The organism is Paraburkholderia sp. WS6, assembly GCF_030464835.1.
In the GTDB taxonomy this organism is placed as follows: Bacteria; Pseudomonadota; Gammaproteobacteria; order Burkholderiales; family Burkholderiaceae; genus Paraburkholderia; species Paraburkholderia madseniana.
The window spans coordinates 1-21,396 of the sequence record NZ_JALQCK010000049.1; the positions used below are offsets into that span (position 1 = coordinate 1).

General features: G+C 61.3%; 18 protein-coding genes and 1 tRNA gene. 11 read left to right on the top strand and 8 right to left on the bottom strand.

What is annotated here, in order from left to right; translation table 11 throughout:
• Window positions 1-135 precede the first annotated feature (135 nt).
• Together M0D64_RS37795 and M0D64_RS37800 are read right to left on the bottom strand one after the other, a co-directional pair.
• Window positions 136-600 carry a hypothetical protein gene (locus tag M0D64_RS37795; RefSeq protein ID WP_266261428.1) on the bottom strand — a complete coding sequence of 155 codons (465 nt, stop codon included), beginning with the start codon at window positions 598-600 and terminating at the stop codon, window positions 136-138.
• Between the two features lie 398 nt (window positions 601-998).
• Window positions 999-1,844: a FadR/GntR family transcriptional regulator gene (locus M0D64_RS37800; protein ID WP_093646658.1), complete on the bottom strand. Its 846-nt coding sequence runs from the start codon at window positions 1,842-1,844 to the stop codon at window positions 999-1,001.
• Between the two features lie 273 nt (window positions 1,845-2,117).
• Here M0D64_RS37800 and M0D64_RS37805 point away from each other — a divergent pair, with 273 nt between their 5' ends.
• The 8 genes from M0D64_RS37805 (at window position 2,118) to M0D64_RS37840 (ending at window position 9,798) form a co-directional block, all read left to right on the top strand.
• Entirely contained in the window at window positions 2,118-3,326 is a 1,209-nt protein-coding gene (locus M0D64_RS37805) for an ABC transporter substrate-binding protein (protein ID WP_266261429.1), read from the top strand.
• A gap of 72 nt (window positions 3,327-3,398) precedes the next feature.
• On the top strand, window positions 3,399-4,259 hold the full coding sequence (locus tag M0D64_RS37810) for a branched-chain amino acid ABC transporter permease (RefSeq protein ID WP_054036982.1): 861 nt from the start codon (window positions 3,399-3,401) through the stop codon (window positions 4,257-4,259).
• Entirely contained in the window at window positions 4,256-5,335 is a 1,080-nt protein-coding gene (locus M0D64_RS37815; protein ID WP_266261430.1) for a branched-chain amino acid ABC transporter permease, read from the top strand. The genes M0D64_RS37810 and M0D64_RS37815 overlap by 4 nt, the downstream gene beginning before the upstream one ends.
• Window positions 5,332-6,099, top strand: a complete 768-nt coding sequence (locus M0D64_RS37820) for an ABC transporter ATP-binding protein (RefSeq protein ID WP_266261431.1) — start codon at window positions 5,332-5,334, stop codon at window positions 6,097-6,099. The genes M0D64_RS37815 and M0D64_RS37820 overlap by 4 nt, the downstream gene beginning before the upstream one ends.
• A complete protein-coding gene (locus M0D64_RS37825) occupies window positions 6,096-6,797 on the top strand; it encodes an ABC transporter ATP-binding protein (protein ID WP_171925523.1) in 702 nt (233 codons plus the stop codon). The genes M0D64_RS37820 and M0D64_RS37825 overlap by 4 nt, the downstream gene beginning before the upstream one ends.
• 33 nt (window positions 6,798-6,830) lie before the next feature.
• A complete protein-coding gene (locus M0D64_RS37830) occupies window positions 6,831-8,111 on the top strand; it encodes a Zn-dependent hydrolase (RefSeq protein ID WP_266242494.1) in 1,281 nt (426 codons plus the stop codon).
• Complete coding sequence (locus M0D64_RS37835; RefSeq protein ID WP_266261432.1) at window positions 8,108-9,598, top strand: M81 family metallopeptidase; 1,491 nt, start codon at window positions 8,108-8,110, stop codon at window positions 9,596-9,598. The genes M0D64_RS37830 and M0D64_RS37835 overlap by 4 nt, the downstream gene beginning before the upstream one ends.
• 123 nt (window positions 9,599-9,721) lie before the next feature.
• Window positions 9,722-9,798 (top strand) — tRNA-Val (locus M0D64_RS37840).
• A 45-nt stretch (window positions 9,799-9,843) separates the two neighbouring features.
• On the opposite strand, the gene M0D64_RS37845 is transcribed toward M0D64_RS37840, so the two are convergent.
• Window positions 9,844-10,779, bottom strand: coding sequence for an amidohydrolase (locus tag M0D64_RS37845; protein WP_266261433.1), 936 nt, complete (start codon window positions 10,777-10,779; stop codon window positions 9,844-9,846).
• Window positions 10,780-10,781: 2 nt separating this feature from the next.
• Window positions 10,782-12,080, bottom strand: a complete 1,299-nt coding sequence (locus M0D64_RS37850) for an MFS transporter (protein WP_211702429.1) — start codon at window positions 12,078-12,080, stop codon at window positions 10,782-10,784.
• Window positions 12,081-12,235: 155 nt separating this feature from the next.
• Between M0D64_RS37850 and M0D64_RS37855 the strand changes: the two genes are divergently transcribed.
• Both M0D64_RS37855 and M0D64_RS37860 read left to right on the top strand, forming a co-directional pair.
• Complete coding sequence (locus tag M0D64_RS37855) at window positions 12,236-12,979, top strand: GntR family transcriptional regulator (RefSeq protein ID WP_266242500.1); 744 nt, start codon at window positions 12,236-12,238, stop codon at window positions 12,977-12,979.
• Between the two features lie 242 nt (window positions 12,980-13,221).
• Window positions 13,222-14,532: an MFS transporter gene (locus M0D64_RS37860; RefSeq protein ID WP_266261434.1), complete on the top strand. Its 1,311-nt coding sequence runs from the start codon at window positions 13,222-13,224 to the stop codon at window positions 14,530-14,532.
• Between the two features lie 6 nt (window positions 14,533-14,538).
• Here M0D64_RS37860 and M0D64_RS37865 read toward each other — a convergent pair whose 3' ends face one another.
• The 4 genes from M0D64_RS37865 to selD all read right to left on the bottom strand — a co-directional run bounded on the left by M0D64_RS37865 (window position 14,539) and on the right by selD (window position 18,070).
• Window positions 14,539-14,673: a hypothetical protein gene (locus tag M0D64_RS37865; RefSeq protein ID WP_266261435.1), complete on the bottom strand. Its 135-nt coding sequence runs from the start codon at window positions 14,671-14,673 to the stop codon at window positions 14,539-14,541.
• A 3-nt stretch (window positions 14,674-14,676) separates the two neighbouring features.
• Window positions 14,677-15,732: a permease gene (locus M0D64_RS37870; protein ID WP_266261436.1), complete on the bottom strand. Its 1,056-nt coding sequence runs from the start codon at window positions 15,730-15,732 to the stop codon at window positions 14,677-14,679.
• 29 nt (window positions 15,733-15,761) lie between these two features.
• On the bottom strand, window positions 15,762-16,829 hold the full coding sequence (gene mnmH, locus M0D64_RS37875; RefSeq protein WP_266261437.1) for a tRNA 2-selenouridine(34) synthase MnmH: 1,068 nt from the start codon (window positions 16,827-16,829) through the stop codon (window positions 15,762-15,764).
• A 176-nt stretch (window positions 16,830-17,005) separates the two neighbouring features.
• Window positions 17,006-18,070: a selenide, water dikinase SelD gene (gene selD, locus M0D64_RS37880; protein WP_266242509.1), complete on the bottom strand. Its 1,065-nt coding sequence runs from the start codon at window positions 18,068-18,070 to the stop codon at window positions 17,006-17,008.
• 255 nt (window positions 18,071-18,325) lie between these two features.
• Between selD and fdnG the strand changes: the two genes are divergently transcribed.
• Window positions 18,326-21,394 (top strand): formate dehydrogenase-N subunit alpha, encoded by a 3,069-nt coding sequence (gene fdnG, locus M0D64_RS37885; protein ID WP_266261438.1) that lies wholly within the window; start codon window positions 18,326-18,328, stop codon window positions 21,392-21,394.
• The last annotated feature ends 2 nt before the right edge of the window (window positions 21,395-21,396 follow it).

Here is a 21,396-nt window from a genome sequence, read left to right on the forward strand (position 1 = left end):
AACCAGCCATCTGAAAACATCGCCACCGTGAGACCCTGTCCGGTGCGGCTCCTGTTCTACCGGCGTGACTCCTATCAGTAACGCCGCAAAATCGCCGACGCTAGTTCCCCCGCCGTCCTGCGTCATCCCATCCGTTTAAGCCCTCTTCCGCACCGGCGTCTGATACGACAAACCTGCGGTGAAGCGGTCAAGTCGTTCGCTGGCATCGGTGATCGCCCAAAGGGGCGCGCTGTGCAGTTGCCGATCGTAGTTCGATGCGATTTCGGCGAAAAGCGCGAACCCCGCGCTGTCCAATCTCCACTCGCCGGTCTCACGGCCGGCATCGAAAACCGCCGACACCGCTCTCTCCGCCGCACCGATCTGCTCGCCCGTCGTCGAGCCAAAACCCGATTCAGCCAGAAAACCCGTCAACAGCATGACCTGGGTGAGCGTTTGCGCATCGCTCGTGCTGCCGGCACCCCGGCGCAAGGCGTCGAGCGCCAGATGCACGCGCAGGGCAAGGTCGTCGGCGACCTGCCGTGCGATTGGCAGCAGCATGGCTTTGTCATGCCGAGCACGTGCAGCGCCAGTTTTGCGGGAAAACGGAATAGGTTGTGCCATGACGGTCCAGTGTTATGCCTGTGCAGATGCAATAACGGCGCGGGCGGTAAAAGGTTGAGCCCTTATTACGCGGCTACCACGCCCCAATTTGGCCGTCGAAAGCGGTGGGATGGCGGTCCTAAGCCAATCGGCATAGATTGACCGGTACACCCGAGCTTTCATCTCGATTGCACGGGTTTTTCGATTCCCCTCGTTTTGTCGCAGTGTCGAATCGAACAGTCTCTTGAACACCCGGTCCCGCATCATGGCGACCGGATACACCAGGCCCTGCCTGGTCGTTGTGCCCGGCGGTTTGGTCGACCGTGGACACACTGTTAGTACACTTCAGACCTAGGCAAGCAACCCACATTCCGCTGCAAGCGCCGCGCCATCCAGCCGCGGCATCTGTCAAATCGGCTTCACTCCTGATCCGGCTCATCAACCGGCGCCACACTACGCGCCCTCACGCGCCGGCGAATCTCCGAATCGAGAATCAGCCGACCACGCAACTTGCCCTTCATCCGTTTCACGTAACGTGGTGCTTCGGTCATGTGGACCACCATCAGCTCGCGCACCTTTTCCACGTCACGCTCACGCGCCGCTTTCGTGATCGCTTTATGAATCTTCACATTGGCGAGACCGAAACGTTCATGTTCGACCTGCGGCGTGTCGTTACGAAACTCGATCAATTGCCGGATCATTTCGTTGATCAACTCGCAACTGAACCGCAGGAACGGATTGGGATTCGCCGCCGCGAGGATGTCGTGAAAATTGACGTCTTCCTGACGTTGCCGAACGATGTCCTGTCCGCCATGCGACGAAGCCGGCCGGTCGCAGCAAGCAATGCTTGCTTCGAGCGCCTCGAAGTCCTGCTCCGTCAGATGCGGCACCGCACCCGCCGCCAGCTCCGGCTCCAGCAATTTACGCACGGTGTAAATGTCGTCGATCGATACATCCTTGAAGAACAGGTAGTTCTGCAAGAGCTGTAGTGTGCGATCGAGCGGCACTTCAACCACCATGCCGCCGCCGCTAGGGCCCGTGGTCACCTTGATGAGACCTTGCACCTCGAGCGACTTCAGCGCCTCGCGAATCGTGCTTTTGCTCACCGAAAAGAGCTGCTGCAATTCCACCTCACGCGGCAGGCGGTCACCCGGTTTCAGGTCTTTCTCAGTGATGAGCCGCTTGATCTCCTCGGCGACCAGATCGCCGCGCTTTTGCTGCTTGATCTCAATCGCGGCGCCAGCCTTGGCGCGGTCGATGGCCATTTTCGTTACTCCCAGTTTTGTCCTGCATGCTTTCGACGGGCCGCCGGGCCTGCCATGGCACGGAAAGCCGTGCCGCTGCCGCCAGGAATTTTGCCTTATTGACACTCGAATTTATTGTACCTACGATCGAGTCCAACCTATTTATCATGATAAATAGAACAAAGCCGGTGTGGTGGAAAACTTCTCGGCGACCAGCAGGCTTTCGTCGTCGCCCGCGCAGTCTTTCAGTTTCGCAGTCGGTCAGTGCGTGTCTCTTTCATAAGGAGCGTCATTTTGAATCGCCGAAATATGTTGAAGCTGGCCGCGCTGTCGGCCGTTCCGGGGACGTTGGGCTCGCTGGTCGCGCGTAGCGCGTTCGCGCAGGCCGGGACCTTGCAGTTCGCCTGTCCGGTGCCGATGTCGGGCCCGTTCGCGGCGAACGGCAAGTATGCCGACCTCGGCATGAAGCTCGCTATCGAGCAGTACGGCAAGGTACTCGGTCAACCGCTCGCGTACACGGTGCTCGATACGGAAGGCAAGCCCGCGACGGCAGTGCGCCGCGTGCAGGAAATCGCGCAGCAGAAGAATGCACGTTTCTTCGCGGGCGGTATTTTGTCCTCCGAAGCTTTGGCGATGGGCAAGGAAGTGCAGAAGGCCGACGGCATCTTTATCACCACGGCGGGCGCGGACGAAATCACTGGAAAAGACTGCAATGACGCGACTTTCCGCTGGTCCGTGCCGACCTACGGTGCGATCGACCAGACCGTGCGCCCGTTGATCCAGATGATGCCGAAAGCAAAACGCTGGTACACCATCACACCGCAATACGTATTCGGCGACGGTTTGTTATCGGCAGCCAAGGCGATCTTCAAGGAGAAGGGCATTGAGCACGTGGGCAATAGCTACCACTCGCTCAACGAGAAGGAATTCAGCGGCTATCTGACGAATGCAGTCGCCGCGAAGCCGGACGTCCTGCTGATTCTCAACTTCGGTTCGCAATCGTCCGACACGTTGCGCCAGGCCGTGAGCTTCGGCATGAAGAACAATTGCACGATTCTGCTCGCGTGGGCTTCCGGGCTGGAGCAGTTCGAATCGCTCGGTGCGGACCTGTGCGAAGGCGTCTATTTCGGCGCACAGTATTGGCACGACATCGACACGCCGCTCAATCGCGATCTCGTCAAGCGCAGCAATGCTGCATTCAAGGCCAATCCCAACTACAGCCTCGCGGGTTCTTACATCTGCACAAAGATCTTGCTCGATGGCATCGTGAAAGCGGGCACAGTCGATCCGAAGAAGGTGGTCGCAACGCTCGAGGGGATGAAATACGACGGTTTGACCGGTCCGGAGGAGGTCCGCAAGGGCGACCATCAGGTACTGAAGAACTACTATCTGTTGAAGGGCAAGGCAAAGAACAAGATGAAAAACGCCGACGACTACGCGGATATCGTGAGCTCCGGCCAGTCGTTCCTCCCGCTCGACAAGACCGGCTGCAAGATGGCCTGATGCATCAGTGCCGCAAGCAACGCGGCACGCTCATTAGCGGCACTCCATCGCTACACCCTTTAGACGGACGCCATGAACGTTTATCTCCTGCAGATCGTCAACGGTATCGGAGTGGGAATGTTGTATTTCCTGCTCGCGGTTGGGTTGTCGATCGTGTTCGGCCTGCTGCGTTTCGTGAATTTCGCGCACGGCGCGTTCTATCTGCTCGGCGCGTACTTTTGCTATCAGGCGATGCAGTGGTCGATGAATTTCTGGACCGCGCTCGTCGTCGTGCCGATCGTCGTCGGCGCGCTTGCGTGGATCGTCGAGAAGCTGATTCTGCGGCACGTCTACGCGCAACAGCATGAGTTTCATATTCTCGTGACGGTCGGTCTCGCCCTCGTCGTGCAGGAATGCGCGATCCTGATCTGGGGGCCGCTCGGCGACAACGTGCCGGTTCCCGACATGTTGAACGGCGTCGTGATCTGGGGCAGTTTCGTGTACCCGAAATACCGCCTGTTCGTGATTGGCTTCACGGCTGTGCTGGCTGCGCTGTTGTGGTGGGTGCTGGAGGGTACACGGCTCGGTAGCGCGGTGCGCGCCGGCAGTGAATCGACGGAGATGGTGTCGCTGCTTGGCATCAACGTGATGCGCGTTTTCAGCCTGGTGTTCGCGCTGGGCGCCGCCACTGCCGCTTTGGCCGGTGTGCTTGCCGCGCCGATTCGCGGTGTCGATCCGTTCATGGGCATCGAGGCGCTCAGCGTCGCGTTCGTGGTGGTGGTAGTCGGTGGAATGGGCAACTTTCTGGGCGCGCTGGTTGGCGGGTTGCTGGTCGGCATCGTGCAGAGCGTGATGAGTACGCTGTGGCCGGAAGGCGCACGGCTGATGATTTATGTCGCGATGGCCGCCGTGCTGCTGCTACGGCCGAACGGCCTGCTCGGGAGAGCGGCATGATCGATACCTCGAAACCTGGTGTTCATGACACTTCTTCCCGGCCTGCTCAACACAGCCTGAAGCACGCGTTGCATCGCTATCGCTTTCTGTTGCTGGCGTTGCTGGTCGTGTGCGTATTGCCGCTGACGCTGCGTTCCGGATCGTTAGCCACGGAAGTACTGGTGTTCGCGCTGGCCGCACTCGGTTGCAATCTGCTGCTCGGCCATACGGGTTTGCTTTCCTTCGGACAGGGCATCTTCTTTGGACTCGGCAGCTATTGCGCAGGCCTCGTCCTTACCAAAACGGGCATGCCGATACCCGTGGCGCTGCTTGCCGCGATCGCGATCGGTGCGGCTGCCGCAGCGCTGGTCGGCTGGTTTTCGATTCGTCAACGCGGTACGTACTTCGTGATGTTGACGCTCGCATTCGGGCAACTGTTCTACTTCCTTGCCTACACCACGCCCGATCTGACCGGCGGCGACAACGGTTTGCTCGACATCCCACGCCCGGCGCTGGGGTTATTCGGCAAGGCACTCGTGCCGTTGACTTCGCCGTGGCAGTACTACGCTTTCGTCGCCGTGCTGTTCCTCGTGGTGTTCTGGTTGCTGATGCGTGTCTCGCACTCGGTATTCGGCCGCACGTTGCTGGCGATTCGCGACAACGAGGCACGCGCAGCCGCGGTTGGCTATGACGTCAAGCGCTTCAAGCTCATGGCGTTCGTGATCTCCGGCGCGGTGACGGGCCTCGCTGGAGCGTTGCACGCGTTGATGACCGGCATCGCGCCGCTGTCCAACATCGATTACCACACGAGCGAGATGATTCTCGTGATGACAGTGATCGGTGGCACAGGCAATCTGTTCGCATCGGTCCTGGGCGCTGCGTTCTATGTGCTGTTCGCCGACTGGTTGTCCACGCTATGGCCGCGCTGGCTGTTGCTGCTCGGTATCGTGCTGATCGCCGTTAGCCTTTTCATGCAGCGTGGGCTATGGGGTTTGGGCGAACGAATCTGGCAGGCACTGCGGCGTAACTCATCCACAGACGCTGACAACGATATAGGCAACAGCGCAGACAGCCACGCAACCAGGGAGCGCGTATGAGCGAAGCGATTCTGCAAGCGAGCGGCGTGGTGAAGCGGTATGGCAAATTCACGGCGCTCTCCGAAGTCAATCTGCGCGTCTTGCCACGTACCGTGCACTCGGTGATCGGTCCAAACGGCGCGGGCAAGACGACGCTGTTTCACGTGTTGACGGGCACGTTGCCTATCACCGACGGGAAGATCATCTTCGACGGTCATGACGTGACGCATGAACCCGACCATAAACGCGTGCGTCGCGGCGTCGCGCGTTCGTTTCAGGTGACGAGCCTGTTCGCCAATCTGAGCGTGCGCGAAAATCTGCGGCTCGCCGCGCAAGGTGTCGACGCGGTGCGTGCGTTGAACGCATGGACGCCGCCGCACGGTGCACTCACCCACGCGGACACCGTCGACAGTGTGCTTGAACGCCTCGCGTTGCAGCGCTTTAGCGAGGTGCCTGCGGGCGCGCTATCGCATGGTCAGCAGCGACGGCTTGAAGTCGGCATGGCGCTCGCAGCGCGGCCCAAGGTGATCTTTCTGGATGAGCCGACTTCCGGCATGGGCATCGACGACCTCGACGACATGAAGCAGTTGATTCGCGGCCTGCGCGACGATTACACCGTCGTGCTGATCGAACACAACATGGGCATCGTGATGGACATCTCCGACACGATCACCGTCATGCAGCAAGGGCGCGTGCTGGTGGAAGGGCGCCCGGACGACATTCGCGGCGACGAGCGCGTGCGCAGCGCCTATCTCGGCAACATGATCACCGGAGGCCGCGCATGATTCTCGACGTGCAACAGATTCACGGCTTCTACGGCAAGAGTCACATCCTGCAAGGCGTGTCCCTGCAAATCAATGATGGTGAGACGGTCACGCTGTTAGGCCGTAACGGCGCAGGTAAGTCGACCACGCTCAAGGCCATTGCCGGCGTCGTCGCACCACAGCGCGGGACGGTGACATTCAATGGCATGAGAATCAACGGCATGCCGCCGCACAAGATCGCTTCGCGCGGCGTGTGCTTCGTGCCCGAACATCGCGGCGTCTTTCGTCTGCTGACCGTCGAAGAAAACCTGCGGCTCGGCGCGCGCAAGGATTCGCCGTGGCAACTCGACGACATCTACCGCATTTTTCCGCGCCTGAAAGAGCGGCGCACGAACGGTGGTGCGCAACTCTCCGGCGGCGAACAGCAGATGCTCGCAATCGGTCGTGCGTTGATGAATCATCCGCGATTGTTAATGCTCGACGAACCGGTTGAAGGTCTCGCGCCGGTGATCGTCGAAGAGATCGTCGCGCAACTCAAGTTGATCCGTGAAGCGGGCGTGGCGATTCTGCTGGTTGAGCAGAATCTGGAAGTCTGCACACAACTCGCGGATCGCCATTACATCATCGAACAAGGCGTGATCGTCTACGAAGGCGACAACGCTTCCTTCGCCGCCGACGATTCGATCAAGGACCGTTATCTGGGCGTGGGCGTCGTCTGACGCCGACGCTGTCTTCATTACGAGGAAGCATCGATGCAAGTTCATGAATCAAAAACCGTCGCGACACTCGCTGATCTGCGTGTCGACGGCGCACGGCTCTGGGACAGTCTCATGCAACTCGCGCAAATCGGCGCGACGAATAAGGGCGGTGTGTGCCGGCTCGCGTTGACTGACCTGGACCGCAAGGCGCGCGACCTCTTTATCGCGTGGGCAAAAGAGATTGGGTGCAGCGTGCGGATCGATGCTATCGGTAATATCTTCGCGCGTCGCGCGGGTTTGCGTGACGACCTGCCACCGGTGATGACCGGCAGCCACATCGATACACAGCCCACGGGCGGCAAGTTCGACGGCAATTACGGTGTGCTGGCTGGTCTTGAAGTGTTGCGCACGTTGGCCGACTCCAACGTGCGGACGCTCGCGCCGCTGGAAGTCGCGGTGTGGACCAATGAAGAGGGTTCGCGTTTCGTGCCGGTGATGATGGGTTCAGGCGTGTTCGCCGGTGCGTTCACGTTGGAGCATGCACTCGAACAACGCGATCGCGAGGGCATCTCGGTGCGCGACGCACTTACATCAATCGGTTACGCAGGCGAAAGCGGGAAGCCTCATGCGGTCGGCGCGTATTTCGAAGCGCATATCGAACAAGGGCCGGTGCTGGAGGCGCATGACACGACGATCGGCGTCGTACAGGGTGCGCTAGGTCAGCGCTGGTACGACGTAACAGTGCACGGCATGGAAGCGCACGCCGGGCCTACACCGATGGAACTGCGTCGCGACGCATTGCTCGTCGCAGCGGATCTGATTCACGCGGTGAATCGCATTGCTCTCGATCACGCGCCGCACGGACGCGGCACGGTCGGCTGGCTCGACGTGCATCCGAATTCGCGCAACGTGATCCCAGGCCGCGTGACCTTAACGGTCGATCTGCGTGCCGCTGACGATGCCTCGCTCACTGAGATGGATGCCGCACTACGCGCTGCTTGCTCGACTGCGGGTGAGAGGGCCGGCATCACGGTCGACGTCGAACAAGTGGTGTATTTTCCGCCCCAACCGTTCGCGGCGGACCTGGTCGCCGCGGTTCAGCAAGGTGCGGACACGCTCGGTTTTTCGTCGATGGACGTCATCAGCGGCGCTGGTCACGACGCCGTCTATCTCGCACGTGTCGCACCCGCAGCGATGATTTTCGTACCGTGCAAGGACGGCATCAGCCACAACGAAATCGAAGACGCACGCGCGGACCATCTGGAAGCCGGCTGCAACGTGCTGTTGCAGGCGATGCTGAACGCCGCGCAAGTGGCGGGGGGCACGGAAGCATGAAAGTCCTGATTGCAAGGATGAACCACGAGACCAACACGTTCTCGCCAGTGGCCACGCCACTTGCAGCGTTCGGCCGCAATGGCCCGAGCTACGGCGAAGACGCGCTCAACGACAACAAGGGCATGCAGACGGCAATGGCCGCGTTCATCGATGCAGCCGAGCGCGAGCATGCTGGAATCGTGACGCCCATTTCCGCATCGGCGAATCCGAGCGGACCCGTCGAAGCCGCCGCGTACGACGCGATCTGCGATGCAATCGTTGCGGCCACAACGGGCTGCGATGCCGTGATGCTCGACCTGCACGGTGCGATGGTCGCCGAGAATACGAACGACGGCGAAGGCGATCTGCTCGAACGCGTGCGCGCCGCGCTGCCCGATGCGCCGATTGCTGTCGCACTCGATCTGCATGGCAACGTCACGCAGAAGATGATCGACAACGCCGACGTGATCGTCAGTTTCAAAACCTATCCGCACGTCGATATGTACGAGACCGGCGCGCATGCGGCGCGTTTGCTGTTCGACCTGGTCCACGGCAGGGCGAAGCCAGTGATCGCATGGCGCCAGCCGCCGCTGCTCACGCATACGCTGCGCAGCGCGACGGCCGAAGGCGCGATGAAGCGCGCGGTAGCCGCCGCGCGCGCGGCAGAGGCCGATGGCATGCTTGCTGTGTCGGTGCTGTCCGGCTTCTCGCTCGCTGATATCGAGGCGCCGTGTATCAGCGTCGTGGTGGTGGCGAACGGCGAGCGTGCGCAGGCGGAAGCCGTGGCGGAGCGCATCGCGCGACAGATCTGGAACGAGCGCGAGGATTTCGTTTATCGCAGCGCGCCGCTGGCCGAATCGGTCGCACAGGCCACAGCGCTCGCGCAGGGCGCGGACAAACCCGTGCTATTGCTCGATCACGGCGACAACTGCATGTCGGGCGGCACGTGCGACACGATGGACCTGCTGGAGGAGGCGCTTAAGCAGAAGCTCGAAGGGGTCGTAAGCGGTCCGTTATGCGATCCGCAGGCCGTCGCGGCGCTGATGGCGGCGGGCGTCGGCAGCACGGTGACGGTGACGATCGGCAACAAGGTCGCAAGCAGCGCGGTGACGCCGCAGCCGCCGGTCGCTGTGACCGGTGTAGTGCGTGCGCTGACCGATGGCGAATACGTGATCAGCGGCCCGACCTACACAGGTCAGCGCGCGTTCATGGGGCGCGCGGCGGTGCTCGACACCGGCACGGTCAAGCTCGTGATGACCGAGCGCACGCATGAACCCTGGGACCTCGGCGTATTCGAGAGCGTCGGCATCGATCCGCGCCGCGCGCGTTTCCTGTTGCTCAAATCACGCATGTACTGCCGGCCGGTTTTTGTGCCGATCGCCGCCGGCCTGGTGGAGTGCGATAGCCGCGGTGTGACGAGTTCGGATTACGGGCTGTTCAAGTTCGAGCACGTGAAGCGGCCAGTTTTTCCGCTGGACGTGCAGACCGAGTGGATGTCGACGAACTGAAGCGGGTTGAACAACGAACCGCGTACGAATTACCGAACGAACCGGCGGACGCTCGTCCGCGAACATACTTGCCGCGCAGGGCTTGTGCGACGCGCCCGGAGTCTCTATAATTCGCGCCTCTAAAGGCTCGTAGCTCAGTTGGTTAGAGCACCACCTTGACATGGTGGGGGTCGTTGGTTCGAATCCAATCGAGCCTACCAACGCATATGTGACGTAGACGAAAGCGGTTCCGCTTTCGTCTACTGTCATGTTCTCGCATCGCATCGGCGCACGTCGTCATCGTGCGGCTGTCCTGTCAGTTTCTCCCCTTCGTATTGCCTGTATTTCGCCACAGCCTGATTCGTTCGCTGTTCGAATCCGTAGAACAACGCAGGGGTCGTGCATAGAATCGTGTCGACCATCGCTGCGTCCAGGCCGAGTTCCAATAGCGTCGATAACGACTGGCCGTAGTTCATCACCTGTTCGTACTGCGTATGGGGCCAGTCGCTTCCCCACATCAGCCGCTCAGCACCGAAGTGTTCGACAAGCTGGCTCGTCGCCTCATGCACAAAGGCAGAACCGGGAACCGCACATCGGTAGGCGCCCGAGACCTTGACCCACACGCGGCCGGTTCCGCCATAACCGAGCAAGGTCTTGAAGCCGGGATCGTGAATTCCTTTCTCAGGGTCGGGGCGTCCGAAATGATCGACGACCACGGGTACGCCGGCTTCCAGCAACCGGTCGAGCATCGGTGCCAGGTCCTGCGCATTCCGGTGTAGTTCGATGTGCCAACCCAGTCTTGACAATCGTTCGAACAACGGCGTCCATGATTTCTCTCCCAGATCCGGCAATGCCTGCTCGATCAGATTGAGCCGTATGCCGGTTATGCCTCGACCATGCAGCTCGGCTAGCGCTTCCTCTGAAGCATCGGGCGCAACCACCGCTACGCCCCTTAAGCGATGCGTGTCTCGCGACAGTGCTTGCAGCAGGTAGCGATTGTCCGTCCCGAGAAAGCTCGGTTGCACGAGAACCGCGCGCCCGATGTCGTGCGCGTTCAGCAATTGCAAATACGTGTCGAGCGTTGCGTCGTAGCCAGGCGCGTAGCGCCGGCTATCCGTGAGCGGCAAGCCTCTCTCGAAGACGTGCGCGTGAGTGTCCACGCGGCAGGAGTGGGACTGAGCGAGGGATACGGGAGCACTCATGATCAGCCCCGCGGCGGGTCCAGGGTCAATCGCGCGTTGTCGACGGCATCGGGCGCCGATTCGGGCACCACGCCACGCAGACGTTTGCCGCGCGTCTCGGGAAGCAGCAACACAGCGATCATCGCGAGGCCGTAAGCAATGGCCGCGTCGATTCCGATTGCCATACCGAGCGACATCGAATGACTCATGTAGCCGACGAGCACAGGGAAACCCGCCGAGGCGATCCGTCCGAAGTTGTAGCAGAATCCGACGCCTGTGCCGCGCATGTCAGCCGGATACAGTTCGTTGAAAAGCGGGCCGAGGCTCGCTGGGATGCCCGCGGCGAACAAGCCGAGTGGGAAGCCCAGCACGAGCATTTGCGTGTTGGTCAGCGGCAGCATCACGTAAGCGAGAACCGTCACGATGCAGCAGAACGCGAAGAGGGCGACGTTGCGCCGGCGGCCAATGCGGTCGAGCAGATAAGCACTCGCCATGCAGCCGCACCAGAAGGCCACGATGACGACCGCCAGATAGCCACCGGTGTTCAGAACCGACAGGTGCCGTTCTTTGGCGAGGAAGGTGGGCAGCCATGTCATGATCGCGTAGTACCCACCGTGAGCGCCGGTGCCCAGCACCGCGCCGATCACGGTGGTCCGGAGCACGCGCGGCTGGAAGACCTGGGTTATCTGCCCGAGCACCGAGACCTTGGGAGCAGCGCTTGCCGGCGCGACGCGTGCCGGTTCCTTCAGATTGCGCCGCACGAATAGAACCAGGCCGGCCGGCACGAGGCCGACGGCGAACATCACGCGCCATGCGGTGTCCGAGGGTAACCAGGAGAACGCCGCGGCATACACGAGCACGGCCGCGCCCCAACCGACCGCCCAGGCGCTTTGCACGGCACCCATCGCCTTGCCGCGGTGTTCGGTGCGAATGGTTTCCGCCATCAGTACCGCACCTGCCGCCCACTCGCCGCCGAATCCAAATCCTTGAAGCGCCTTGAGAACCAGGAGTTGCGGGAAGTTCTGGGCGAACGCGCAGAGAAAGGTGAAGCCGGCGAACCAGAGGATCGTTATTTGCAACGTCCGAACGCGTCCGATGCGGTCCGACAACGCGCCTGCGATCCAGCCGCCGAGCGCCGAAGATATCAACGTCACGCTGCTGATCGCGCCGGCCTGCGTGTGGTCGATGCCGTACGCGGCAATGATCGCGGGGATGGCCAGGGTGAACATCTGCACATCGAGCGCGTCGAGCCCCCAACCCGCAAAGCACCCCCAGAAGGTGTTGCGTTCAAGGGGCGTGCCTTGTTTGTACCACGTGAACATAGCCGTCTCCGTCGTGCTTATCATGTAGTCATATATATGACTACATGAATGGTGGTCGCAAAGCCGCCAAAAGTCATTGAGTATTAACCCTTGCTCCCGTTGCTGTTGTGGGATGTTGTACAGTAGTTACTCCTCTGAACAACTATATGAATGCTATGGACGCAACCTCTTTCGTGACCAAGCCGGATGGTCGGTTGCCCCGTTATCAGCAATTGCGTGACGACCTGGTTGGCCGGATTGCTGCAGGTGAGTGGGCCCTGGAGGAACCCATCGCCACCGAGGCTGAGTTGGGGCAGTTTTATAACGTCTCCACTGGCACGGTTCGTAAAGCGATTGATCTGCTCGTTGTCGACGGCGTGCTCACGCGCAGCCAGGGCAAGGGCACATTTATTCGCCGGCCCCGTTTCGATTCGTCGCTGTTTCGCTTCTTCCGTTTCAAGTCGCGCGACGGCGAGCCGGTGCGGCCGACCGCGCGCGTGCTCAAGCGCGAGATCGTGAAACCTGGCGAAGAAATTCGCTCTACGTTGCGGATGAAAGCCTCCGAGAAAGCGATCCACCTTTCGCGTGTGCGGCTGATCGAAGGCCAAGCGGTTCTGTCTGAAGAAATCTGGTTGCCGCGTGCGCGTTTCGAACCCTTGGCCACGTTGCCGCTCGGCGATTTCGAGGACTTGCTGTATCCGTTGTATGAGCGTCTTTGCCGGCAGATCGTGGCGTCCGCTACGGAAATCTTAAGAGTAGAACAAGCTACATCCGACGATGCCTCGCTTCTCGATGTAGCGGTCGGCAGCCCTGTCATTCAGGTCCAGCGTGTCGCGTCGGACTTCGCGGGCACGCCGTTCGAATGGCGCAGCACGCGCGGCGCCGCCACGACGTTTCAGTACCAGGTGGAAATCCGCTGAGTCGGCGGCCCGCTGGAATACAGCGGAGCTGATCCGCCTCAACCTCACCCCGCTTTTTGAACGCAGCGCCGCCAGGACCGCTGGGGCCGCATGCGCCTATTCGGGTATCACCTCATGGTGTCCGATGCCAGTTCATATAAACATATATATGACTACATCAATCTGGCCGTTTCCCTCGACGTAGCGGCTGCCATGCCGCGAGGCGAGTGTCGATGGCGGCCGGCGAGAAAACCGGAGCGGACATGTCTACGCAGGCAGGATTTGAGCAGCAGGTAATGAAGAAGATGGCGTGGCGGCTGATGCCGCTTCTGATCGTCATGTTTCTGATTTCGTTTATCGACCGCCAGAACGTCGGTTTCGCCAAGCTGGAGATGGTGCATGCTCTCGGCATGACGGAAGCGTCATACGGGCTGGGCGCCTCGCTGTTCTTCATCGGCTATCTCATCTTCGAGGTGCCCAGCACACTAGCGTTGCATCGCTTCGGCGCGCGGACCTGGCTCGCCCGCATCATGATGACCTGGGGCGTGGTCACGGTGCTGATGGCGTTCGCGCGTTCGCTGCCCGTCTTCTATTCCTTTCGCTTCGCACTGGGCGTTGCCGAAGCCGGTTTTTATCCCGGCGTCATCTACTACCTCACGCAGTGGTTCCCACAAAGCTATCGCACCAAGGTGCTGGGGTTCTTCACGCTGGGCAGTTCGCTCGCCAACATGCTGGGCTCGCTGGTCGGTGGCCTTCTGCTGACGTTGGGCGGCACATGGGGCATCGCGGGTTGGCAGTGGGTCTTTATCGCCACTGGCATTCCCGCCATTCTGATTGCGTTCGTCGCGCTCAAATTCTTGCCGAATTCGGTGAAGGACGCGCCGTTCCTTTCGCAGCAGGAGAAGGACGTCGTCATTGCCGCGCTCAAGCGGGAAGCGTCGGATGACGCCAAGGCGACGCGGCCCTGGGCCGCCTTGCTCGATCCGAAGGTTCTCATGTTCGCATTGACGTACATGCTGATGTCGACGTCGTTGTACGGGGTGACCTACTGGATGCCGACGCTGCTGAAAAGCGATGGCGTGTCGTCGTCGCTGAACGGTCTGCTGAACATGATTCCGTGGGCGCTCGCGACACTGCTTCTGCTGTGGCTGCCCGGCAAGCTCAAGCGTGAGCGCGTCGTGTTGAAGGCAATGAGCGTGGTGGCCGGCATCGGCGTCGTTTGCTTTGCGTCGAGCCTCGTCCTGCCGACCCCGTCGTTGCGTTTCGCCGCGCTATGTCTGGGCGGGGCGTGTATCCCGTTGCTCTATCCCTGCTTCTGGTCGCTGCCCCCGCGGTTCTTCTCCGGCGCAAGGGCCGCAGCGAGCGTGGCGGCGATCAACGCGATCGGCAATCTCGGCGGCTTTGCCGGGCAGAACCTGATGCCTTATGTCGGCAAGGTGGCACACAGCCATGTCGCGCCGATGCTGGTGCCGACAGCGTGCCTGTTCGCGTTAGGGATTGGCACGGCTTTGGCCGCGCTGATCGGCGCGCGTCGCAGGATGGCGCTCGAGTCGGCGACGATTCGTCCGACGTAGATCCCGTCAAGGACGGAGCAGGTCGAAGCCGGCCAGCACGACAACCCCGCTTACCACGATCAGCGCTACCGAATGCTGTCCGAAGTAAAGAAGGGCTGCGGCCGACCAGCTCGTCACTGCGAATGCTGCAATACGTTTCATGCTTTAAAACCCCAATGCAATAGCCAATAACCCGCTGACCACCCCGCAAACCACCACGGCCAGCGCCACCACCGTCAGCACGCGCCTGGGGAACGAGCGCCCAAGCATGGCCATCGACGGCACACTGATCAGCGGCAGCGTCATCAGCAACGCGCCGGCCGGGCCTGCGGCTATGCCGAAGGAGAGCATGGCCTGAATGATCGGTACTTCGCCCGCGGTCGGAATCACGAACAAGGTTCCGGCGATCGCCAAAGCGACGATCCACAGCAGGCTGTTATCGATGCTGGGTCCGATGTGCGGGAACAGCCATGCTCGCGCCGCGCCGAGAATCAGCACCAGGACGATGTACTCAGGAATCAGCCGCAGCGTCATTGTTCCGAGGATTTTCACCCAGCGTGTGAACGCGGTGCCCGGATCGTCGGTGGTGACGAGTTGCGCCATGGCTTCGCGCGACGCTTCGGCTTCCTTCGGCGTGACCATGCGGTTCACCAGATAGCCGAGGCCGAACACCATCACGAGGCCGAGGGCGAGCCGCAAACCCATCCATTGCCAGCCGAGCACGAAGCCCATGAAGATCAGCGTGGCCGGGTTCAAAGCGGTATTGCCCAGCCAGAACGCGATCGCCGCGCCCGGTGCGGCCTGACGGGCGCGCAAGCCGGCCACGACCGGCGCCGCGCAGCACGTGCACATCATGCCCGGCAACGACATCAGGCCGCCCTTCACCACGCTGCTGAAATCGGTCCGGCCGAGCGCGCGTGCGACCCACTGCGGCGGAATCAGCGCCTGTACCGCCGAGCCCAGCAGAAGGCCGAGCACCATGGCTTGCCAGATCGCCTTGCCGTAGGCCAGCGCGTAATCGATGGCCGCCTGCCACGAGGCCGCCGGTGCGCTCGACGCCGTGCCCATCAGGATCGACTTGCCGATGGAATGCTGACTCGCGGCGACGAACGCGCGGTTGTAGTACGGAAACCACTTCACATAGAAGAGGCCGACGACGGCGATCAGCAGGAACACGATCCAGCCAAGGGCGACGCGGGGCTGCCGAAGGGTTGATTGCATATTGGATGGTCTTAAACGTTAGTTTTTAGTCAGATGACAGCGAGCGCGCTGTTATCGAGTTGGGCAAGCAGGGCTTTTGCCTGTTCAACGACATCGGCGTCGTTGGGCCGAAAATTCATTTGCAACGCCTGCGGCAACTGCACGAAATGCTGATGGCTGCTACGCGCATACGCTGGATCATAGTGCTGCTCGATCAGCTCGCGAGCGAGCTCGGCCCGGCTATTTTCATCGACGAGGTGTTGCCAGCCCGTGACACGTTCGCGGCTATGCAAACCGATCATCTTCTGCAACTGCGCTTTCAACGATTCAGGATCGTCGAACAGATGCGCATAGTCATGCAGCAGGAACGCCGCGCGGTCTTCGTGGCTCGATAACACTTCGACGCAGGCGCCCTGATGAAACGTGTCGAGGAGCGCGAGCGGCAGCGCAATCGAACCGATCCGCCGGCTCTCCGCTTCGACGAACACCGGCCGTTTGGGATCGAACGTGCGCAGGGCGCTCACCAGCAGCGTGTCGAAGCGCTTTTGCGACGGCTGCTCAATGCCTGCCCACGCGCCCAGCAGCGAGCCGCGATGGGCAGCCAGCGCTTCGAGATCCAGCGTCTGCGCGCCCGCCAGGCGCAGCGCCTCGAGCAGGCGTGTCTTGCCGCTGCCGGTCGGGCCCACTAACGCGATGTAGTTGAACTTCTTCGGCAACGTCTCGAGGGTGTCCAGCGTCGCGCGCCGATAGCTTTTATAGCCGCCGTCCAGCTGACGTGCCTGCCAGCCGATCATATTGAACAACGTCGTGACCGAACCCGAACGTTTCCCGCCGCGCCAGCAATAGATCAGCGGCCGCCAGTTGCGCGGCCGGTCGGCGAAAGTCGTTTCCAGGTGGTGCGCGATGTTGCGCGCAACCAGCGCCGCGCCGATCCGGGTGCCTTCGAATGGCGAGACCTGCTTGTAAGTCGTGCCGACCAGAACACGCTCTTCGTTGCTCAGCACAGGCGCGTTGAGCGCGCCGGGAATGTGGTCTTCGGCGAATTCTAAAGGCGTGCGCACGTCGATGATTTCATCGAAATCACCGGCTTGATCTAGGCTGACAAGTAGGTTTTTCAAGGGGTTACGGACGAAACGGACCGGCGGGAGAAGCGAAATTATCGCATGCGCCGTCAATGCCGGCTGGCGAGCCGTTCCGTTTCGCCTTCAAGCCATATGCCAGGCCATGCATCAGGCGAAATACGAAGCCATCTGCCAGGCCCGTGCCTCGCTTTGTCTGTCGGTCCGTCCGCGCCTCAGATCACCTCGACTCGCCGTTCTCCGCTGACCATTTCCCCGATTACGCACGCCTCGTCGAAACCGTCGGCGCGGAACAGGGCGAGCACTTCGTCGACGGCTTCTGGCGCGCACGACACCAGCAGGCCGCCCGAGGTTTGCGGATCGGTGAGCAGGGTGCGAGCCGTCGACGGCAATGAGGAAGGCAAAACAATGTCCTGACCGTAAGCGTCCCAGTTGCGCCCCGAAGCGCCGGTAAAAATGCCGGCCTGGGCGAAGCTGACCACGTCCGGTAGCCACGGCAGATCCGCATAGCGCACGCGGGCGGTCAGATTCGACCCGCGGGCTAATTCCAGCGTATGGCCCAGCAAGCCGAAACCGGTGATGTCGGTGAGGGCATGCACGCCGTCGAGCGTGGACAGCGCCGCGCCCGGCCGGTTGAGCTTGGTCGTGGCCGCGATCATCGCGGCATAGCCGTTTGAATCGAGCCGGTCCTTTTTCAACGCCGCCGACAGCACGCCCACGCCCAGCGGCTTGCCGAGGATCAGCACGTCGCCTGCCCGCGCACCGGCGTTGCGTTTGACACGCCGCGGATCGACCACACCGATCGCTACCAGGCCGTAAATAGGTTCCACCGAATCGATCGAGTGACCGCCGGCGAGGGGAATGCCGGCTTCGGCGCAGACGGACTCGCCACCCTTCAGCACCGCCGCGATCACGTCGTGCGGCAGCACATTGATCGGCATGCCGACGATCGCCAGCGCCATGATCGGCTTGCCGCCCATGGCGTAGACGTCGGACAGCGCATTGGTTGCGGCGATGCGGCCGAAGTCGAACGGGTCGTCGACGATCGGCATGAAGAAATCGGTGGTGGCGACGATCGCCTGCTCGTCGTTGAGCCGGTAGACGGCGGCATCGTCGGCGGTATCGTTGCCGACCAGCAGGTCGGGAAAGAACGGCAGCGGCGCGCTGCGCTTGAGCAGATCGGCAAGCAGGCCGGGGGCGATCTTGCAGCCGCAGCCTCCGCCATGCGACAGGCTGGTCAGGCGGGGCGAAGGGTTTGCGGTGGGGAGGGTGTCGGTCACGTGTGGCGCGGATTTCAGGCTTCGAATGACCACATTATGGCGGTTGTTCGCGCGCGGCGCAGGACAGCGGACGTCCACGGCCTTGGTCGTTGCGGACGCAATCAACTGATGCAAGAGGAATAGTGCCCAGATTCATTGAAACCGGCTGCGGCGCTTCATATTTAACGACGTTGATGACGTGCCCGTCTGGCTGCAAGACTTCATATCGGCCTCTATAATCGTTATTAGTATCCCGAAAAGAGCCGAGGCCATTACATGACCCACATGTCCCGGCGACAGTTTCTGAAGGTCTCCGCCACCACGCTCGCCGGATCAAGTTTGGCCCTCATGGGCTTCTCTCCGGCACTTGCGCTAGCCGAGGTTCGTCAGTACAAACTGTCGCGCACAACTGAAACCCGCAATACCTGCCCGTACTGTTCGGTGGGCTGCGGCATCCTGATGTATGGACTTGGCGACAACGCCAAGAATGCAAAGTCCAGCATCATCCACATTGAAGGCGATCCCGATCATCCGGTGAACCGCGGCACGTTGTGCCCGAAGGGCGCGAGCCTGATCGACTTCATTCACAGTCCGAGCCGTCTGAAGTATCCGGAGTACCGCGCGGCTGGATCGAATGAATGGAAGCGGATTTCCTGGGAAGACGCGCTCGATCGTATCGCCAAACTGATGAAGGAGGACCGCGATGCCAACTTCGTCGAGACGACGGAAGACGGCAAGAAGGTCAACCGCTGGCTGACCACCGGCATGCTCGCGGCATCGGCCGGTAGCAATGAAGTGGGATATTTGACGCACAAGACTGTCCGCAGTCTTGGCATGCTCGCGTTCGATAATCAGGCACGTGTTTGACACGGCCCGACGGTGGCAGGTCTTGCCCCGACGTTTGGCCGTGGAGCGATGACGAACCATTGGGTCGACATCAAGAACGCGGATGTGATTCTCGTGATGGGCGGCAATGCAGCCGAGGCGCACCCGTGCGGTTTCAAGTGGGTCACGGAAGCGAAGGCGCATCGCAAGGCAAGGTTGATCGTGGTCGATCCGCGCTTTACGCGTACGGCCTCGGTCGCGGACTACTACGCGCAGATTCGGACCGGCTCGGACATTGTGTTCCTGGGCGGGGTGATCAACTATTTGCTCACCAACGACAAGATTCAGCACGAGTACGTCAAGAATTACACGGATATGCCGTTCATCGTGCGCGAGGATTTCTCGTTCACGGACGGCCTGTATTCCGGCTACGACGCGGATAAACGCAGCTACGACAAGAGCACGTGGGACTACGAGCGCGGCGACGATGGTTACGCCAAAATCGATCCGACGCTGCAGCACCCGCGCTGCGTCTATCAGTTGATGAAGCAGCACTACTCGCGCTATACGCCCGAGCAGGTCGAGCGGACCTGCGGCACGCCGAAGGACAAATTCCTCAAGGTCTGCGAGATGCTGGCATCGACGGCCGTCCCCGGGCGCGCCGGCACGATCCTGTACGCGCTCGGCTGGACGCATCATTCGATCGGCGCGCAGATCATCCGCACCGGCGCGATGGTGCAATTGCTGCTGGGCAACATCGGCATTGCGGGCGGCGGCATGAACGCACTGCGCGGTCACTCGAACATTCAGGGTTTAACCGACCTGGGTTTGATGTCGAACCTGTTGCCGGGCTACATGACGCTGCCGATGGAAGCCGAGCAGGACTTCGACGCCTTCATCACGAAGCGCGCGAGCCAGCCGTTGCGGCCGAACCAGTTGAGCTACTGGCGCAACTACCGCGCGTTTCATGTCAGCTTCATGAAGTCGTGGTGGGGCGATAACGCGACCGCCGAGAACAACTTCGGCTACGACTATCTGCCGAAGCTCGATAAGTCATACGACATGCTGCAGGTCTTCGAGCTGATGAATCAAGGCAAGATGACCGGCTACATCGCGCAGGGCTTCAACCCGCTCGCCGCGGCGCCGAACAAGGCGAAGATCGGCGCGAGTCTGGCCAGGCTGAAGTGGCTCGTCATCATGGATCCGCTCGCTACAGAAACGTCGGAGTTCTGGAAGAACTTCGGCGTGTTCAACGACGTCGATCCGTCGACGATTCAAACCGAAGTTTTCCGTCTGCCTACCACCTGTTTCGCCGAAGAACGCGGCTCGCTGGTCAGTTCCAGCCGCGTGCTGCAGTGGCACTGGCAGGGCGCCGACGGCCCGGGCGAAGCGAAGAGCGACCTCGAGATCATGTCGGGGCTGTGGCTGCGCATTCGTAAGGCTTATAAGGAGAACGGCGGCAAGTATCCCGATCCGATTCTCAACATGAGTTGGCCTTACTCCGATCCGGAAAGTCCGACGCCTGAAGAAATCGCCATGGAGTTCAACGGCAAGGCGCTCGCCGACGTGACCGACGCCACCGACAAAACCAAGGTGCTCGCGAAGAAGGGCGAGCAGTTGGCGGGCTTCGCGCAATTGCGCGACGACGGCAGCACCGCGAGCGGTTGCTGGATCTTCTGCGGTTCGTGGACTCAGGCGGGCAACCAGATGGGCCGCCGCGACAATTCGGACCCGACCGGCATCGGCAATACGTTGAACTGGGCATGGGCGTGGCCTGCGAACCGGCGGATTCTGTACAACCGTGCTTCGTGCGACGTCAGCGGCAAACCGTTCGACCCGAAGCGCAAGCTGATTGCGTGGAACGGCAAGACGTGGAGCGGTGCGGACATTCCCGACTTCAAGGTGGACGAGCCGCCTGAAAACGGCATGAATCCGTTCATCATGAATGCGGAGGGCGTGGCGCGCTTCTTTTCGCGCGACGGTCTGGTGGAAGGTCCATTCCCCGAGCACTACGAACCATTCGAAACGCCGCTCGGCTACAACCCGCTGCATCCGGATAACAAGGCGGTCGTCAGCAGTCCGGCGGCGCGCGTGTTCCCGGACGATCGGGCCGCTTTCGGCACGCATGAGAACTTCCCGCATACGGCCACCACGTATCGTCTGACCGAGCATTTCCACTACTGGACCAAGCACGCGCGTTTGAACGCGATTGTGCAGCCGCAACAGTTTGTGGAGATCGGCGAGGATCTGGCGAAGGAGGTGGGCGTGGTCGCGGGGGATCGCGTGAAGGTGTCGTCCAATCGCGGGCACATCATCGCCGTGGCGCTCGTCACCAAGCGGATCAAGCCGCTGATGATCGAAGGGAAAAAGGTCCAGACAGTCGGCTTGCCCTTGCATTGGGGCTTCAAGGGGCTCGCGAAGCCGGGCTATCTCGTCAATACGCTGACGCCTTCCGTGGGCGACGGGAATTCGCAAACACCGGAATTCAAGTCGTTCCTCGTCAAGGTCGAAAAGGCATAAGG

Bases quoted from the DNA above. Each gene is read 5' to 3' on its own strand.
- M0D64_RS37850 (WP_211702429.1), bottom strand. From the start codon at position 12,080: ATGTTCACGTGGTACAAACAAGGCACGCCCCTTGAACGCAACACCTTC.
- M0D64_RS37810 (WP_054036982.1), top strand. From the start codon at position 3,399: ATGAACGTTTATCTCCTGCAGATCGTCAACGGTATCGGAGTGGGAATG.
- M0D64_RS37815 (WP_266261430.1), top strand. From the start codon at position 4,256: ATGATCGATACCTCGAAACCTGGTGTTCATGACACTTCTTCCCGGCCT.
- M0D64_RS37830 (WP_266242494.1), top strand. From the start codon at position 6,831: ATGCAAGTTCATGAATCAAAAACCGTCGCGACACTCGCTGATCTGCGT.
- M0D64_RS37835 (WP_266261432.1), top strand. From the start codon at position 8,108: ATGAAAGTCCTGATTGCAAGGATGAACCACGAGACCAACACGTTCTCG.
- M0D64_RS37870 (WP_266261436.1), bottom strand. From the start codon at position 15,732: ATGCAATCAACCCTTCGGCAGCCCCGCGTCGCCCTTGGCTGGATCGTG.
- M0D64_RS37820 (WP_266261431.1), top strand. From the start codon at position 5,332: ATGAGCGAAGCGATTCTGCAAGCGAGCGGCGTGGTGAAGCGGTATGGC.
- M0D64_RS37800 (WP_093646658.1), bottom strand. From the start codon at position 1,844: ATGGCCATCGACCGCGCCAAGGCTGGCGCCGCGATTGAGATCAAGCAG.
- M0D64_RS37865 (WP_266261435.1), bottom strand. From the start codon at position 14,673: ATGAAACGTATTGCAGCATTCGCAGTGACGAGCTGGTCGGCCGCAGCC.
- M0D64_RS37795 (WP_266261428.1), bottom strand. From the start codon at position 600: ATGGCACAACCTATTCCGTTTTCCCGCAAAACTGGCGCTGCACGTGCT.
- M0D64_RS37855 (WP_266242500.1), top strand. From the start codon at position 12,236: ATGGACGCAACCTCTTTCGTGACCAAGCCGGATGGTCGGTTGCCCCGT.
- M0D64_RS37860 (WP_266261434.1), top strand. From the start codon at position 13,222: ATGTCTACGCAGGCAGGATTTGAGCAGCAGGTAATGAAGAAGATGGCG.
- M0D64_RS37825 (WP_171925523.1), top strand. From the start codon at position 6,096: ATGATTCTCGACGTGCAACAGATTCACGGCTTCTACGGCAAGAGTCAC.
- M0D64_RS37845 (WP_266261433.1), bottom strand. From the start codon at position 10,779: ATGAGTGCTCCCGTATCCCTCGCTCAGTCCCACTCCTGCCGCGTGGAC.